Annotated in this window: 11 protein-coding genes; 2 read left to right on the forward strand and 9 right to left on the reverse strand. The window is 61.2% G+C overall.

The features are described 5' to 3' along the window. Positions 1-143 precede the first annotated feature (143 nt). The 3 genes from JMY24_RS19535 to JMY24_RS19545 all read right to left on the reverse strand — a co-directional run bounded on the left by JMY24_RS19535 (position 144) and on the right by JMY24_RS19545 (position 5,223). Entirely contained in the window at positions 144-2,018 is a 1,875-nt protein-coding gene (locus JMY24_RS19535) for a glutathionylspermidine synthase family protein (RefSeq protein WP_128596217.1), read from the reverse strand. A gap of 9 nt (positions 2,019-2,027) precedes the next feature. Then, complete coding sequence (locus JMY24_RS19540; protein ID WP_236597457.1) at positions 2,028-3,377, reverse strand: saccharopine dehydrogenase C-terminal domain-containing protein; 1,350 nt, start codon at positions 3,375-3,377, stop codon at positions 2,028-2,030. Between the two features lie 214 nt (positions 3,378-3,591). Then, the gene (locus tag JMY24_RS19545; protein WP_128596216.1) at positions 3,592-5,223 is read right to left on the reverse strand and encodes a methyl-accepting chemotaxis protein; all 1,632 of its coding nucleotides are present in this window, start codon (positions 5,221-5,223) and stop codon (positions 3,592-3,594) included. Between the two features lie 432 nt (positions 5,224-5,655). Here JMY24_RS19545 and JMY24_RS19550 point away from each other — a divergent pair, with 432 nt between their 5' ends. Next, entirely contained in the window at positions 5,656-7,164 is a 1,509-nt protein-coding gene (locus JMY24_RS19550; protein WP_128596237.1) for an MFS transporter, read from the forward strand. A 33-nt stretch (positions 7,165-7,197) separates the two neighbouring features. Here the strand turns inward: JMY24_RS19550 and kdgD are convergent, their stop codons facing one another. The 3 genes from kdgD to JMY24_RS19565 all read right to left on the reverse strand — a co-directional run bounded on the left by kdgD (position 7,198) and on the right by JMY24_RS19565 (position 10,991). Beyond that, complete coding sequence (kdgD, locus tag JMY24_RS19555) at positions 7,198-8,115, reverse strand: 5-dehydro-4-deoxyglucarate dehydratase (protein WP_201702713.1); 918 nt, start codon at positions 8,113-8,115, stop codon at positions 7,198-7,200. 63 nt (positions 8,116-8,178) lie between these two features. Then, complete coding sequence (gudD, locus tag JMY24_RS19560) at positions 8,179-9,528, reverse strand: glucarate dehydratase (protein WP_128585091.1); 1,350 nt, start codon at positions 9,526-9,528, stop codon at positions 8,179-8,181. A 131-nt stretch (positions 9,529-9,659) separates the two neighbouring features. Further along, complete coding sequence (locus tag JMY24_RS19565; RefSeq protein ID WP_128596215.1) at positions 9,660-10,991, reverse strand: MFS transporter; 1,332 nt, start codon at positions 10,989-10,991, stop codon at positions 9,660-9,662. Positions 10,992-11,403: 412 nt separating this feature from the next. Here JMY24_RS19565 and JMY24_RS19570 point away from each other — a divergent pair, with 412 nt between their 5' ends. After that, entirely contained in the window at positions 11,404-12,114 is a 711-nt protein-coding gene (locus JMY24_RS19570) for a FadR/GntR family transcriptional regulator (protein WP_128596214.1), read from the forward strand. A gap of 36 nt (positions 12,115-12,150) precedes the next feature. Here the strand turns inward: JMY24_RS19570 and JMY24_RS19575 are convergent, their stop codons facing one another. The 3 genes from JMY24_RS19575 to JMY24_RS19585 are packed head-to-tail and all read right to left on the reverse strand — an operon-like array spanning position 12,151 to position 15,159. After that, positions 12,151-12,468 (reverse strand): AtuA-related protein, encoded by a 318-nt coding sequence (locus JMY24_RS19575; protein ID WP_128585094.1) that lies wholly within the window; start codon positions 12,466-12,468, stop codon positions 12,151-12,153. Between the two features lies 1 nt (position 12,469). Next, positions 12,470-13,828 (reverse strand): acyclic terpene utilization AtuA family protein, encoded by a 1,359-nt coding sequence (locus tag JMY24_RS19580; RefSeq protein ID WP_128596213.1) that lies wholly within the window; start codon positions 13,826-13,828, stop codon positions 12,470-12,472. Positions 13,829-13,854: 26 nt separating this feature from the next. After that, on the reverse strand, positions 13,855-15,159 hold the full coding sequence (locus JMY24_RS19585) for a CitMHS family transporter (RefSeq protein ID WP_128596212.1): 1,305 nt from the start codon (positions 15,157-15,159) through the stop codon (positions 13,855-13,857). Between the last annotated feature and the right edge of the window lie 18 nt (positions 15,160-15,177).

A 15,177-nucleotide genomic window follows, 5' to 3' on the forward strand; every position in this document is an offset into this window, starting at 1 on the left:
GCGCGGCCAAAGAACGTCAGGGCACTGGACGAAACCGTAGCATAGATGCTGCGTGGCCCACCATCGCAAACGCCCTGTGCCGTCGGACAGGAAGCCCCCAGATCGCAAACAAACCGCAATGTGATCTGCCGGGAACCACAGCGTCACCCGCCCGACGACCCGCCGCCTCCGAAACCATGACCGCTGCCATGGCTCGATCCACTTCCCCCGCGGCCGAAGCCGCCGCGCGACATCACGGCGGCAGTGTGCATCGGCATCGATGTCGCTGAATGGCCGCTGAGAATGCGTTGCGTGACAGTAGCCTGCTCGATAAACGCGGCGTGCGCAGGAGCCGGCTCGACAGACTGCGTCAGGCGGCCGTCCGCATCGTATGTCAGTGCCGGCTTGAGCGGTCCTGGCTGGCTGCTCGCTTGAGTCTGACTACCATCCGCGTGGTAGATAGTGCCGGAGCGTGTGTAGTACGGACCATACCAGTGGGCAACGGAACCGGCATGCGAACCGCCACTGCCTCCGGATACAGTACTCGCCGATGCGCTCGCGGCCGTATCGCTGGCCGTAAGATCCGCGCCCACGCCGGCAATCGGCGCATCCGTGCAGTCCGCCGTCGTGGTCCAGTCGGCGAGGCAGTCCTCAAGTGTGTCATAGCTCGCACGAGTGACCGGGACACCGGTATCGAGTTCGCTGTCGTCGTCGCCATTGGAGTACGAGTGCACAAGCACGCCACCGGCCAACACCGTACAGGCGCCGATCAGCAGCAACTTGGGCACACCTGATTTCTTCGGTTCAGCCATGCGGAGCGGCAAGTCTTTTTCCGTAGCCTCACGCATGTCGGTAGCGGCGACTTTGCCATCTTTCGGAAAAAAGTGCGGCACGAAATAGCTGGTGTTTTTGGCGATGGGCCCAGCCTCTTCGCGAACGCACAAGCCGCTCGGCACGTCGTCGACAATCCATACGCCGAGCGTGGTGTAAAGATCGCCAAACCGCTGCGCAGGACAATAAGCCTGGTAAATGAAACCTTCGTCGCCGTAGTCTCCCGGGTTATGGAAGCGCCCTTCAGGGGCCACCAAGGTCAGGCTTTCGCCTTCACGTGAATAGATCGGCTTTTTCGCATGCGGACGACCGTGAAACGATGCTTCGTCGAAGCTCGCTTCGAGCAGGTTTGGATGGCCTGGAAACAGTTCCCAAAGGACCGGAAGTATCGCCTTATTCGATAGCACGGCCTTCCACGGCGGCTCGACCCAGTTCACGGTGCTGAGGCTCAAATTTGGACCATATTCCGACTGCGCCATCCATTCCCATGGATACAGCTTGAAAGCAACCTCGATTAGTTGATCGTCGGCATCGTAGAACCGCCCTGTGGCATCTGCGCCGATTTTCATTATGTCGACGAGTTTGACCGACCACCCTGCCTGGACCGCGGTGTCCATCAGGTATTCGACATTGCAGATATCTTCCTGGCTGTCGAACACACAGGCAAAGTGAAGCACTTTCGCCTTCGGATAATGCTTGCGGATCCAGCGCCACCGGGAGATAAGCGCTTCGTGCAAGCTGTTGAACTGGTCCGCCCGGGGCTGAACCGACTCTTTCCAGAACCACTGGGCAAGACTGGCTTCGATAATGGACGTCGGCGTGTCAGCGTTATATTCATACATCTTCGGCACGCCGTGTTCGTCGAAGGTCATATCGAACCGGCCGAACAATGTCGGTTCGTCCCTATCCCACGACGCGCGAATTAGATCGGCGAATTCCGGCTTTATTGCCATGCGCGAGAACAGGTCATGATCGATCACATGCTGAACGGCATCGAGGCAGCGCGAATTAAGCTCAAGTGCTGCCGCGTACAGCGACTCGATCTCAGCTTCGCTGAACATGTATGCGGCGTCTTCGCGCCAGTAGTAGAACGTATTGCGATCGACCTTGCGTGGCTGGTTATGTTCATCGAGCGAGTGAAAATGAAAGCCAATGCGCTCGAGTTCGCTTGGCCAATCAGCGCGTGGAATCTGTTTCGTGCGTTTCATGAGAGCGACTCATTGCTCCAGTATGAATTGGTCGAAGATCAAGGAGTTGTCTGCCATGCGTGGCGACCAATCGGTGAAATGCGCCGATAACGGAGCCCATGCATGCTCCGCAGCGTCCAATATTGTTCGATGGTCAAGCGCATCGGATTCGATGACGCCGCGCGCCGGGTTGCTCAAAATCCAATGCATTGCGGCTGTGATGCTGGACGCGACCTGCAGGCTGGTTGCGGAGTTATACGGCGCGATAGACCGTGCACGATTTATATCGAGCTGGGAGCCATACCAGATCGCGCCATGTCGCGAACTCATCAGCAAGACGCCGAGCTCATCCATGCCGTACTCGATGTCGTCCTTCATCAGGCGATGTGTCGAAATTCGGTGAGCGGATCTGTCATCGAGCCATTGCATCGACAGACTGGTTGCCTCAGTCGGCCGGTAGGCGTAGTAAACGGTGGGGCTGTAGGCAGACTCACCTGGAGACTCGCAGGTGAGATATTCAGCAATCGAAATCGACTCATTGTGCGTGATCAGCCGGGCATTGAACGGCCCGTGCGTCGGTGACCACGAGCGCACCCAAGTACGGTGTCCGGGCCGGCTCAGCGCAATCGCGGCGCCCCCAGCATCTGGCTGACGATACGCTGCATCGGGAAGCCGAGGCTCGTGACTGCCCCAGCCAAGCTCGGCGTCCTGAAGGCATTCCGTGATAAACCCTTGCGGCGACCAGGTATTGGCGAACTCGTACGGCGCGGGGAGCGCCGCATGCTGACTATCGTATTCGCTCACTTGTATGACGCGAACATCGAGCGCTCTAGCCAGTTGTGCCCATTCTTGACGTCCGGATGGAATAGCGGCGAGCAGTTCGGCCTTTCGCGCAAGCCGAAGCAACGCCTCCTTGACCAGCACCGATACAAATCCGGGGTTAGCGCCATGTGCGACCAGCGCGGTCGCACGGTTCTCGCGGCCTCGTGCAAATTTCAACAAGCGAAACCTGAGAGCTTGATTCGTAACCAGCGACCAATCCTGCTCTTCATAAGCCCACGGTTCGATCCCGCTGTCCAGATAGAAGGTACTGCGGCTTTGCGCCAACTCGATGAGGTCGCAACTGTTGACACTCGGTGCCAGATTCAGGAGAAATCCGCCGGGCAAAAGGTTGGAGCCAAGCAAAGAAATGTAATTCGACTCACTAACCGTGGCCTCGATGGCTTTCAGTTGGTGACGCCGTATGATCGATAGCCGTGCTTCGTCCAGTACCCGGTCCACAACGAGGATTGGGGTTGAAGGGAATGCGTGCTCAAGCAAGGGCAAGACCGCTTGACCAATACAGCCGAAGCCGACGATCAAGATCTGTGTAGGAATCATTCTTCTAGTTCTTGGGCTGCCTGATATAAGCGAAGGCGGATATCTTAATCCTTTGCATTGCCGCGATAAACAGGGAAAGTTAACAGCGCGATAATTCCTCTGCGATGTTGGCTATTTGCTGCAGACAATTGGCGAATTGTCCTTCTTGGAGAGCGGCATTCTGCGAGCGGCGCTCCGGTCGGTCAGAATGCAATTGGAATACTCGCTTCGTCTCTTACAAAGGCTGTAGCCGGGAACCCGCCCAATGGTTTCCTGCCGCCCGTCCCACCCCCACGCCACCCCCACGCGAATCGTCTCGCACCTGGAAAGTATGAATCGACGCTTCCAGCAGTCTCGCCTGCTCGGTCAATGTTTGCGCCACCGCCGCGGCTTGTTCGACGAGGGCGGCGTTCTGTTGCGTGACGCTGTCCATCTGCGTGACGGCGTCTCCGACCTGATCGATGCCCGCGCTCTGCTCCGCGGCGGCCGCAGCGATGTCGCGCATGACGCCCGACAACTTCGCAATGGCGTCGCTCGCCGCCTGAATCGTCGTACCGGTTTTGTCGACGAGTTCAACACCGGTCTCAACGCGACCCACCGCGCGGCTGATCAACGCGCGGATCTCCTTCGCCGCCGACGCGCTGCGCTGAGCGAGCGTGCGCACTTCACCGGCCACCACGGCGAAGCCGCGCCCTTCGTCTCCCGCGCGAGCCGCCTCGACAGCCGCGTTCAGCGCAAGAATGTTGGTCTGGAATGCGATACCTTCGATCACCGCGATGATCTCCACCATCTTGTGCGATTCGGTCGATATCTCCTGCATTGTCGACACGGCCTCGGCCGCCATTTGTCCGCCCTGCGTGACGATCTGCTCGGCGCTCGCCGTCAATTGACTCGCCGTCTGCGCGCTCTCCGACGTTTGCCGGACCATCGCAGTCATCTGCTCCATGCTGGCCGCCGTCTCTTCGAGTGACGCAGCCTGGCTCTCGGTACGCGCGGACAGATCCGTATTGCCTTCCGCAATCTCCCGCGCGCCGGTCGCTACCTTCTCGGCCGCGCCGCCTATCTGCACGATGGTCTTTGCAAGGGCGTCGCGCATCTGCCGCATGGTGTGCAGAAGACTCGAGTCGTCGCCTTCGCGAATCTCGACGGGGATAACGAGATTGCCCTTGGTGATCTCACCGGCGACCTGCGCGACGTAGGCCGGGTCGCCGCCAATCGTGCGTTGAATGCTGCGATTGGTGAACGCGACGAGCGCGGACAGTAACAGTGCGACCGCGCCGAAAACGCTGCCGAGCACATACAGTGACTCTTTGAACGCGGCGTCGATATCGTCGACGTAAGCGCCCGTCGCGATGATCCAGTCCCACGGCGCATAACGCACGACATAGCCGATCTTGCCTACCGCGGCGGACGGCGGATTACCCGGATGCGGGAACACATAGTCGACGAAGCCGCCCTCCGGTGCCTGCGCCGTCGCGGCAAACGTCACGTAATGGTGACGGCCGTCGGCGTCCGCGGCGCCCGCGAGATCCTTGCCGTCCAATGCGGGTTTCATCGCATGCATGACCATGCGCGGCGTGGAGTTGAGCACGAGGAAGTAGCCGTCCTCTCCGTAGCGCACGTCGCGCAGGCGCTCGAGTGCCTGCTTGCGCGCATCGGCCTCGCTAAGCGCGCCGCTTTGCGCAAGCGCCGCATATTCCTTCACGATGCTGAGCCCAACGTGCGCAACATTCACGAGGTCGTGCTTGCGCTCTTCAACGCGCGTCTCACGCGACAACCACGCCGCCGACACCGACACGGCGAGGAGCGCCAGCAGGCTGACGACGAGCGGCACCCAGAGCTTCTGCTTGAAATTCAATCGATGCATGCTCGCGCTCCTGTTTCGTCCGGTCGAAGGAGGTCGATGGGCCGCTGCGCGCACCTCTAATTGTTCAGGCGGCGCGGCAGCATCGCACGACCACTCGACATATTTATCGGCACCTATGCGGGCCGCATGTGTAGAGACAAACCCTCTACAAGCCGGATTTTCAGATCGAAAGCATCAATTGCTGACGGCCGCAAACCATTGCGATTAGCGTGTGCGCATGAAGTGCCCCCTTAAGTTTTCTTCAACCCAGGAGGAATAGTTTTAGCTAGGGGCAAACCCGTATAATGACGAACAAGTGGTCAGACAACTTTGACACATCGCCTGTCCAGACCTCGCGCCCTTAGTGCTTCACCTTAATCGCCCTTCCTGCCCAGATCCGTGACTTCCACCGCCGCTGCTACCGCGCTGCCTTTCCGGAACGCCCTCTTCGCGATGCTCGGCATCGGTCTCGTCAACATGCTCGTGGCACTCGACCAGACGGTCGTCAGCACCGCGCTGCCGTCGATCGTCGCGGAGCTGCACGGCTTCGAGTACTACGCGTGGATCGCGAGTGCGTATCTGCTGGCGTCGGTCGTAACCGTCCCCGTGTTCGGACGCCTTGGCGACTACTTCGGCCGCAAGCGCTTCGTGATTGCCGCAGTGATCACGTTCACGATAGCCTCGGTGCTATGCGGCGTCGCGAACGACATGCTGTTTCTCGTGATCGCGCGCGGCCTGCAAGGCGTGGGGGGTGGCATGATGGTCGGCACCGCGTTCGCGTCGATACCCGACCTGTTCCCCGACCCGCGCGCGCGCGTGCGCTGGCAAGTCGTGATGGCCGCAGCGTACGGCATCGGCACGGCGGCGGGTCCGTCGCTCGGAGGATGGATGAGCGAGCACCTCGGCTGGCGCTCCACGTTCCTGATCAATCTGCCGGTTGGTGCGGCGGCGCTCTACTTCATCTGGGTGCATCTGCCGAGCTTTCAGCGGCCGCATGACGGCGAGGTCAAAATCGACTGGCTCGGTGCCGGGCTCGTGGCCGCGGTGCTCGGAGGTCTGCAGGCTTTCATCGAAGCTGTGCCGAAAGACGGCTTGACCGCCGGCAACATCACGCTTGCCCTGTGTGTGATCGTCGGCGCCATTGCGTTGTTCGTGTGCGAGAAGCGCGCCACGCATCCGATCATTCCGCTCGATCTGTTCAAAGACTCACAGCTCGTCACGCTGTTCACGCTCGGCATGTTGTCCGGCTTCGTGATGTTCTCGCTGATTTTCTTCGCGCCGCTGCTGCTGCAAGGCGGCTTCGGACTTTCTCCGCAACAGGCCGGCCTGCTCGCCACGCCCATCGCCGCATGCATCGCACTCGGCAGCCTGCTGAATACGCGCATCGTGATTCACATGAAGAAGCCGACGCGCATTCTCTCTATCGGCTTTGCGTTGCTGCTGTTCGCGTCGATCGGTCTTGCATTTGCGAATCCCGAAACACCGCACCTGTGGATCGAATTGCCGATGGCCGCGGTCGGCATCGGTCTGGGTTTCATCCTCAACAATCTGAATGTGTTCGGACAGGAAATTGCGGGGCGCGAGCGCTTTGGCATCACGACCGCGCTGCTGCAATCGACGCGAATGGTGGGCGGCATGCTGGGCACGAGCATCGTGGCGACGGTCGTGCAGCACCACTATCGCGATGTCGTCACGCGGACGATGAGCGTGCTCGGCGAGCCGACGGCGTCGCAATGGCGGCCGCGCTTCGTCGATCTGCGCATTCTGATCGACGAAGCATCGCGCCTGAGGTTGATCGCGGACATGAAGCCGTCAGGGCTGAACACGCTTGCATTGATCGACACCGCACGCGATGCGCTGGTGCAGTCGATTCACATCGGTGTGTGGCTGACCGCGGTGGCGGCGCTCGCCGCTGCTTTGCTCGTGCAGCGGATTTCGCACGTGGTGTTTCGCCGCGGGTAGCGCCAAGCCCGCGGCGAAACGCGTACAGAGCGCTTATTGCGGGCCGAGCTTCGCGATCAGAGTGCCGAGTTGCCCGGACTCTTCTTCGGTCAGATCGGTCAGCGGCGCGCGTACCGGACCGGCGTCGCGACCAACCAGTTTCGCGCCCGCCTTCACGATGCTCACTGCGTAACCCGCGCGGCGATTGCGAATAGCCAGATACGGCAGGAAGAACTCGTCAATGAGCCGTGACGTGGTCGCATGATCGTCTGCGGCAATCGCACGATAGAACTCCATCGCGGTCTTCGGAATGAAGTTGAATACCGCCGACGAATACACAGGCACGCCAAGCGCCTTATACGCCGCCGCATAAACCTCCGCGGTCGGCAGGCCGCCGAGATACGAGAAGCGGTCGCCAAGGCGCCGGCGAATGGTCACCATTGCCTCGATTTCGCCGACGCCGTCTTTGAAGCCGATCAGATTCGGGCAGCGATCCGCGAGCCGTTCCAGCATATCGGCATTGAGCTTTGAATTCGCGCGGTTATACACAATGACGCCGATGTTCTTCACCGCGTTGCACACCTGTTCGACGTGCGCGGCAATCCCTTCCTGCGAAGCTTCGGTCAGATAGTGCGGCATTAGCAGCACGCCACTTGCGCCGAGGCGCTCTGCTTCCCGCGCGTACTCGATCGCGACGCGCGTCGGACCGCCCGCGCCCGCGAGAATCGGCACCTTGCCCTTGCACGTTTCAGTCGCCGTGCGAATCACGTTGGTGTAGTCGCTTTTGGTCAGCGAAAAGAACTCGCCGGTGCCGCCTGCGGCGAACAACGCGGTCGCACCGTAGGGCGCGAGCCATTCGAGCCGTTGCGCGTACGTGTCGGCGCGGAAGTCGCCCTGCGCGTCGAAGTCGGTCACGGGAAAGGACAACAGTCCTTCGGATACGATCGCTTTAAGTTCTTGCGGTGAAGTCATTTGTATATGGCGTGAATATCGTCAAATGTTGAATGAGCGGGCGATAGACTGCGTCGCAAGCAATCAACGCACGAGGCAGGGGCGCTTGTTATCGAACTTCCAGTTGGGAATCAGGTACTGCATTGCGACGCCGTCGTCGCGTGCGCCGAGGCCGTGCTGCTGGTAGAGCGCGTGCGCCTTCTCGATCTCGTCCATATCCAGTTCGACGCCGAGCCCCGGCTTCTGCGGCACCTTCACCTTGCCGCCGACGATCTGCAACGGTTCGCGCGTCAAACGCTGACCGTCCTGCCAGATCCAATGCGTGTCGATTGCCGTGATCTTGCCGGGCGCGGCCGCTGCCACATGCGTGAACATCGCGAGCGAGACGTCGAAGTGATTGTTCGAATGCGAGCCCCATGTGAGGCCCCAGTCATTGCACATCTGCGCGACGCGCACTGAACCCTGCATGGTCCAGAAGTGCGGATCGGCGAGAGGAATATCCACGGACTGCAACTGGATCGCGTGGCCCATCTGGCGCCAGTCGGTCGCGATCATGTTGGTCGCCGTCGGCAAACCGGTCGCGCGGCGGAATTCCGCCATCACTTCGCGGCCTGAATAGCCGTTCTCGGCGCCGCACGGGTCTTCCGCATACGCGAGCACGTCGTGTTTGTCGCGACAGAGGCGGACCGCTTCCGCAAGCGACCATGCGCCGTTCGGATCGAGCGTCACGCGGGCATTCGGGAAGCGCTCGGCGAGCGCGGTCACCGCTTCGATTTCAGCGTCGCCGGACAGCACGCCTCCCTTGAGCTTGAAATCGTTGAAGCCATAGCGGGCTTGCGCGGCTTCGGCGAGACGAACCACGGCTTCCGGCGTCAATGCTTCTTCGGTGCGCACGCGGTCCCAGTCGTCGCGTCCATCGGCGCCGCTCGCATACGGCAGGTCCGTCTTGTTGCGATCGCCGATATAGAACAGGTAGCCAAGCATTTCCACTGCGTCGCGTTGCTGACCTTCGCCAAGCAGGGCAGCAACGGGCACGCCGAGATGCTGTCCGAGCAAATCCAGCAACGCAGCTTCGAGCGCGGTCACGGCGTGAATCGTGGTGCGCAGATCGAATGTCTGCAGGCCGCGTCCACCCGCATCGCGGTCGGCGAACTGCGTGCGCACCTTGTTCAGGATAGCTTGCAGATTACCGATCGACTGACCGACGACGAACGGACGCGCGTCGTCGATCGTCTTACGGATATTTTCGCCGCCCGGCACTTCGCCTACGCCGACATGACCGGCGCTGTCGCGCAGAATCACAATGTTGCGCGTGAAGTACGGACCATGCGCGCCGCTCAGGTTCAGCAGCATGCTGTCGCGGCCGGCAACTGGCACGACGCGTAGTTCAGTAACGGTAGGCGTATCGTTCGACATGGATGGTTTCGTGGACATAGGAACTAGACCAGTTGAGATGGTGAGCCGGACGGTGATGAGCAACGCATTGTGCGAACACGCTCACCACCTGTGCCGGACGTAAACTGTTTGCGCGCATGGCGCATGAGCGGCGGCCAGAGAAACAGCGGTCAGTGTGCGCTGCCTTGCAGCGGATCGCGCAACAGGTTGCCTTCGCCGCGCCGATTGCGCGTGAGGAAAGCTGCCCCAGCCGCTATCAGCGAGGCCACGCCAAGACCATAAAGTCCGCCGGTGATCGAACCGGTGTGCTGCTGCAAATAGCCGAACGTGGCGGGCGCGAAGAAACCGCCCAGATTGCCGATGGAATTGATCAGCGCGATCACCGCTGCGGCGACGCGCGCATCGAGATAGCCCTGCGGAATCGGCCAGAACAGCGAGGCCGCCGCCTTGAAGCCGATCGCCGAAAAGCAGATCGCGATGAACGACAGAAGCGGATTACCCGAGGTCGACGCAAAGAGGCCACACGCCGCAATCACGAGCGCCACAGCGAGCCACGCCTGCTGAAAACGCCACTTCGCCGAAAGCAATGCGAAGCAGTACATCGCAACCATTGCGATGAGCCACGGAATCGCGTTGAGCATGCCGACTTCGAAATCCGACAGGCCGCCAATCTTGCGGATGATGGTCGGCAGCCAGAAGGTGGCCGCGTAAATCGTCAACTGGATCGCGAAGTAGAGCAGGCAAAACAGCACTATCTGCGGATCCTTCAACAGCTTCACCGCCGGTAGATGCGCGCCGCCGTGTGCCACGCGCTCCGCCTGTTCGGCGGCGATCGTGCTTTCGAGAACGCCTTGCTCTTCTGCTGTGAGCCAGGAAGCATCGCGAATGCGCGACTTGAGGAAGATCCAGCTGACCGCGCACAGCACGATAGAAAAGCCGCCTTCTATCAGGAACATCCATTGCCAGCCGTGCAGGCCGAGTCCGCGAATGGACAGCAGGCTACCCGTGATCGGTCCCGACACCACCGAAGCGATGGCCGAGCCCGACAGAAAAATTGCCACAGCCTTGCCGCGTTCTTTTTGCGGCAGCCACTGCGTGAAATAGAACACCACGCCCGGAAAGAAGCCCGCCTCCGCGACGCCGAGCAGGAATCGCAACACGTAAAACGACGTTTCGTTCGACACAAACGCCATGGCCGCGGCGACGACACCCCACGTGCCCATGATCCGCGTCAGCCACGCGCGCGCGCCGTACTTCTGCATCAATACGTTCGAAGGCACTTCGAACAGCGCGTAGCCGATGAAGAACAGCCCGCTTCCCAGCCCGTACGCCGCCGCGCCGATGCCCAGGTCGGTTTTCATGTGGGTGTTGACGAAGCCGATATTCACCCGGTCGATGTAGTTCGCGATGAACATGATCAGGAAGAGCGGCAACACATGCCGCTTGACCTTCGAGACGGCGGACCCCAATGGATCGAGTGCGGTGGTGAGAGCAGAGGTCAAGAGAGTCTCCAGTGGCGACCGACAAGCGGTCTTGATCTGACGTCACGGGCGGCTGGCTGAGTCAGCAAGCGGAAAGTGACGTACAGATATGTTGTCTGATGACAGTCTAACGCCGTTATGTGACGGTTTCCAATGTGGTGTTTACCCTTTCTCCCCTGTTAGCACGCCCGTTTAGTGGGGTGACAAAGCGCGTCGGGAAGGCTGCACGTGGGTAAAGCGGGTAAAATAAGACGTCTGATGACAATAAACCCACTACAACGAGGAACAACCGCGCCGGCCAACCCGCTTCACCATCGCGCGAGCCATGAATTTTCGCGACAGACGCTATGATGGCTAATGTCCAGACGTCACCAGACGTCCCGCGCACCCTCAACCCGCGCGTTTTCAGCCGATTAGTCAACAAGCCACAGCAATGAGCAGCCTAACTGAGAAAGTGGTGGCCACCCTTTCCGATGAAATCCGCCGCGGCGTCCTGAGACCAGGAGACCGCATACCCACGGAAGTCGCGATGATGAAGCAGCTCTCCGTCAGCCGCTCCGTCGTGCGCGAAGCCATCTCGCGCCTGCAGGCGGCCAAGGTGGTGGAAACGCGTCACGGCATCGGCACGTTCGTGCTCGCGCCGACCACTGAGAAAAACATGCAGTTGCCCGCCGCCGATCTGTCGAGCATGCTCGACGTGATGGCGATCATCGAGTTCCGGATCGATGTGGAAGCGGCGTCGGCAGCGCTCGCCGCTGCGCGGCGCACAGAGCAGAGCCTCAGGCAGATGCGCGCGGCGCTCGCGCGCTTCGAGTCCGAACTCGAACGCGGCAGCACCGACACGCTCGCGCACGACGTCGAGTTTCATTTGCAGATCGCGCGCGCAAGCGGCAATCGCTATTTTTTCGACGTACTGAGCCAGTTAGGAAGCGCGGTCAGTCCGCGCACGCGTCTTGGCTCAGCGGAGATTGCCGAACTCGACCAGATCGAGACCTTGCGCAACGTGCTCAACGAGCACCAGCTCATCTACCTTGCGATCGAGCGCCAGGACCCCGACGACGCCCGCGCCGCGATGCGCATGCATTTGAGCAACAGCCGCGAGAGGCTGCGACGCGCGCATGAGTTGAGTGCGCCGGGCGAATAGCACAGCACGAAGGGCGGCGCATTGCCGCCGGCGAATTCACACCGACGGCGGCGCGTCGATTTCGAGGCTCATCAACGCGGAACTCAGCGACTTGCCGTGCGCGTCGAGCGCGAGCGAGCGCGTTACGCCTCCGCCAAGCGCCTCGCCGAGCACGAAGTTGAACGCCGCAATGGCCGGCAGTTCGTAGCGCGCGACATTGCCGCGCACGACATCCGCGAGATGCGCCTTCACGCGCTGGGGCGTCAATATGGCGCGCAAATGCTCGTAGTGCCGCACGTCGTAACAGATCACCGAGATGTTCAGCGTATTGCCCTTGTCGCCGGTTCGGGAATGGGCCAACTCACGTAGTTTCATCTCACGCCTCCACCATCGTGAACGTCGGCTTAACGTGCTCGCGCGGCAACAGCACCGATTGCACTGCAACGACTTCGCGCGCTGACTTCGTGACTCCGCCGCCGCCCGCCGGACCGTTCGTGTATAAAGTCTCGACTTCGTTGCCGACGCGCACAGCTTGCTCCAAAGATGCAGTGCGCCCCGCCACGCGCGCGCGCACTTCGTAGGGCTCCGCGGAATTAGCGGCAAGCGTCTCGCCGTGCAAGGCGTTTACGCCGGTCAGGTCGAAGCGCAACTCCTGAGTCTGAACTCCAGTCAGTGCAAGCCGCTCGCGCACGATCTCGAGTGCGAGACGGGCACGCGTCAGCGCACCCGGGCCCGCGTATGAAATCTGCCCCTCGCCGATGAAACCGTCGAAATATGCGACCGAGACCTTAAGCGTGTCCGTGCGCGGCGCACCGCTGCCACCGCTCACACGAACCCGATCTGCCGCCTCCTCCTCGACATGCACACGCGAGAAATCAGCAACCACGTCCGGTTGCAAATAACGTTGCGGATCGTGGATCTCGTACAGCAGCTGCTCCTTGCACGTCGCCTCGGTCACGCGTCCGCCAGCTTGCGCGAGCTTCGTGATGACCACGGCGCCGTTCTCGCCCACTTCCGCGATGGGAAAGCCGAGCCTCGCTAGCGCGGGAATATCCTTGAAACCAGGGTCCGAGAAATAGCCGCCGGTGATTTGCCCCGCGCATTCGAGCAGATGGCCGATCACCGTCGCCTGGCCCAGCGTCTGCCAGTCGTCCATACGCCAGCCGAACTCATGGATCAGTGGCGCCACGAACAACGACGGATCGGCCACACGTCCCGTGAGGATGATTTGTGCGCCCGCGGCGAGCGCGTCGACGATTGCGCTCGCGCCCAGATAGGCATTTGCCGAGACGAGGCGCGACTTGTAGTCCGCCACCCGCTCGCCGGATTCCTCGAAGCGAAAGTCGCCGTCACGCACGGCATCGAGCACGTCGTCGCCGGTAATCGCCGCAATCTTGATGTCGCCGAGCCCAAGCGAGCGCGCAATCTCTGCTGTCTTGCGCGCCGCCGCAAGCGGATTCGCCGCGCCCATGTTCGAGACGATGCGGACGCCATTGCGTAGCGCGGCCGGCAACACCGCCTTCATGCGCGTCTCGAGAAGCGGGTCGTAGCCGAGTTCGGGGTCTTTGCTGCGCGCCTGCTGCGCAATCGCAATAGTGCGTTCGGCGAGACATTCAAACACGAGGTAATCGAGCGCGCCATATTCCGCGAGTTCGACCGCGGGCTCGATACGGTCGCCCGAATAGCCCGCGCCCGCGCCGATTCGCACAAGGCGTTCATGCTGAGTGGCTGTCATGCTGCTCACACCTGTTTCGGTAAAGCTCACAGTGAGAATATCCCCAACGCAACGCACGCGATCGTCATCACGATGGATGCGCCGAACAACAAGGGGAACGTGAATCGCTGATGATCGGCGAGTTCGATGCCGCATAAACCGACCACGAGGAAAGTGGCGGGCGTCAATGGGCTGACTGGGAAGCCGGTCGTCATCTGACCGAGCAATGCGGCCTGGCCGACCTGCACCGCGGGCACGCCGAGCTGACCCGCCACCTCGGCGATAACCGGCAGTACCCCGAAGTAAAACGAGTCGGGATCGAACAGCATACTAAGCGGCATGGACATAATGCCGAGCGCGACGGGAATGTGGCTCGCCATCGCGGGCGGCACGAAGCCGACTGCTGCTTGCGCCATCGCCTTGAGCATGCCGCTGCCCTGCATGACGCCGGTGAACACGCCCGCCGCGAGAAGAATGCCGGCCATCATCAATGCAGCGCGTGCATGCGCGTCGATCCGTTTGCGCTGCATGTCCACGTTCGGATAGTTGACCATCAACGCGACGCACAGGCCGACCATGAACATGATCGCAGGCGGAATTTTTTCGCCCATCACGACCATCGTGCCGAGCACGACGAGCGTGAGCACGATGTTGAACCAGAAATTCTTCGGTCGACGCAACGCCTGTTCTTCTGGCGTCAGTTCGCGTTTTGGCATCGGCACGGCACCGCTCGCAGCGCCGAGACCGAGCCGCTTTTCCTCGCGACGTCCAAGCCAGAATGCAACGCCGAACACGAAGACGAGGCCGATTGCCTGCACCGGAATCAGCGGATTGAACAGCGCCGAGATGGGCAGATGCAGCGACGCGGACGCGCGAATCATCGGTCCGGTCCATGGCAGGAAGTTGATGCCGGCCGCCATCGACACGGCCGCGGCCAGCACGCGTCGGTCCATCTTCAGACGGTCGTAGAGCGGCAGCATCGCGGGGATCGTGACGAGAAAGCAGACCGCGCCGGAGCCGTCCAGATGGATCAGCAGCGCGAGCAGCGTGGTGCCCATCACAATGCGCGTGGGCCGCGTGCCGACCGCGCGCAGAATGCGGTCGATGATCGGATCGAGCGTGCCCGCGTCGGTAATGGTGCCGAAGTAAAGAATCGCGAACACGAACATGCCGACGACCGGCGCAAGGCCCTTGAGCCCGTCGATCACGAACTTGCTCGTTTGAAAGCCGAACCCGCCGATCAACGACGCGGCAATCGGCACGATGATGAGCGCCACCAGCGGCGACATGCGTTTCGACAGAATGGCGCCGAGCAGCACGACGATGGTGGCCAGCCCCAGTAATGGCAGCATGTGCTTATCTCCAATGTT

It is taken from the genome of Paraburkholderia kirstenboschensis, assembly GCF_904848585.1.
Classification (GTDB): domain Bacteria; phylum Pseudomonadota; class Gammaproteobacteria; order Burkholderiales; family Burkholderiaceae; genus Paraburkholderia; species Paraburkholderia kirstenboschensis.

Coding starts and splice junctions, on each gene's coding strand:
- JMY24_RS19535 (WP_128596217.1), bottom strand. CDS start 2,018: ATGAAACGCACGAAACAGATTCCACGCGCTGATTGGCCAAGCGAACTC.
- JMY24_RS19540 (WP_236597457.1), bottom strand. CDS start 3,377: ATGATTCCTACACAGATCTTGATCGTCGGCTTCGGCTGTATTGGTCAA.
- JMY24_RS19545 (WP_128596216.1), bottom strand. CDS start 5,223: ATGCATCGATTGAATTTCAAGCAGAAGCTCTGGGTGCCGCTCGTCGTC.
- JMY24_RS19550 (WP_128596237.1), top strand. CDS start 5,656: ATGCTCGGCATCGGTCTCGTCAACATGCTCGTGGCACTCGACCAGACG.
- kdgD (WP_201702713.1), bottom strand. CDS start 8,115: ATGACTTCACCGCAAGAACTTAAAGCGATCGTATCCGAAGGACTGTTG.
- gudD (WP_128585091.1), bottom strand. CDS start 9,528: ATGTCCACGAAACCATCCATGTCGAACGATACGCCTACCGTTACTGAA.
- JMY24_RS19570 (WP_128596214.1), top strand. CDS start 11,404: ATGAGCAGCCTAACTGAGAAAGTGGTGGCCACCCTTTCCGATGAAATC.
- JMY24_RS19575 (WP_128585094.1), bottom strand. CDS start 12,468: ATGAAACTACGTGAGTTGGCCCATTCCCGAACCGGCGACAAGGGCAAT.
- JMY24_RS19580 (WP_128596213.1), bottom strand. CDS start 13,828: ATGACAGCCACTCAGCATGAACGCCTTGTGCGAATCGGCGCGGGCGCG.
- JMY24_RS19585 (WP_128596212.1), bottom strand. CDS start 15,159: ATGCTGCCATTACTGGGGCTGGCCACCATCGTCGTGCTGCTCGGCGCC.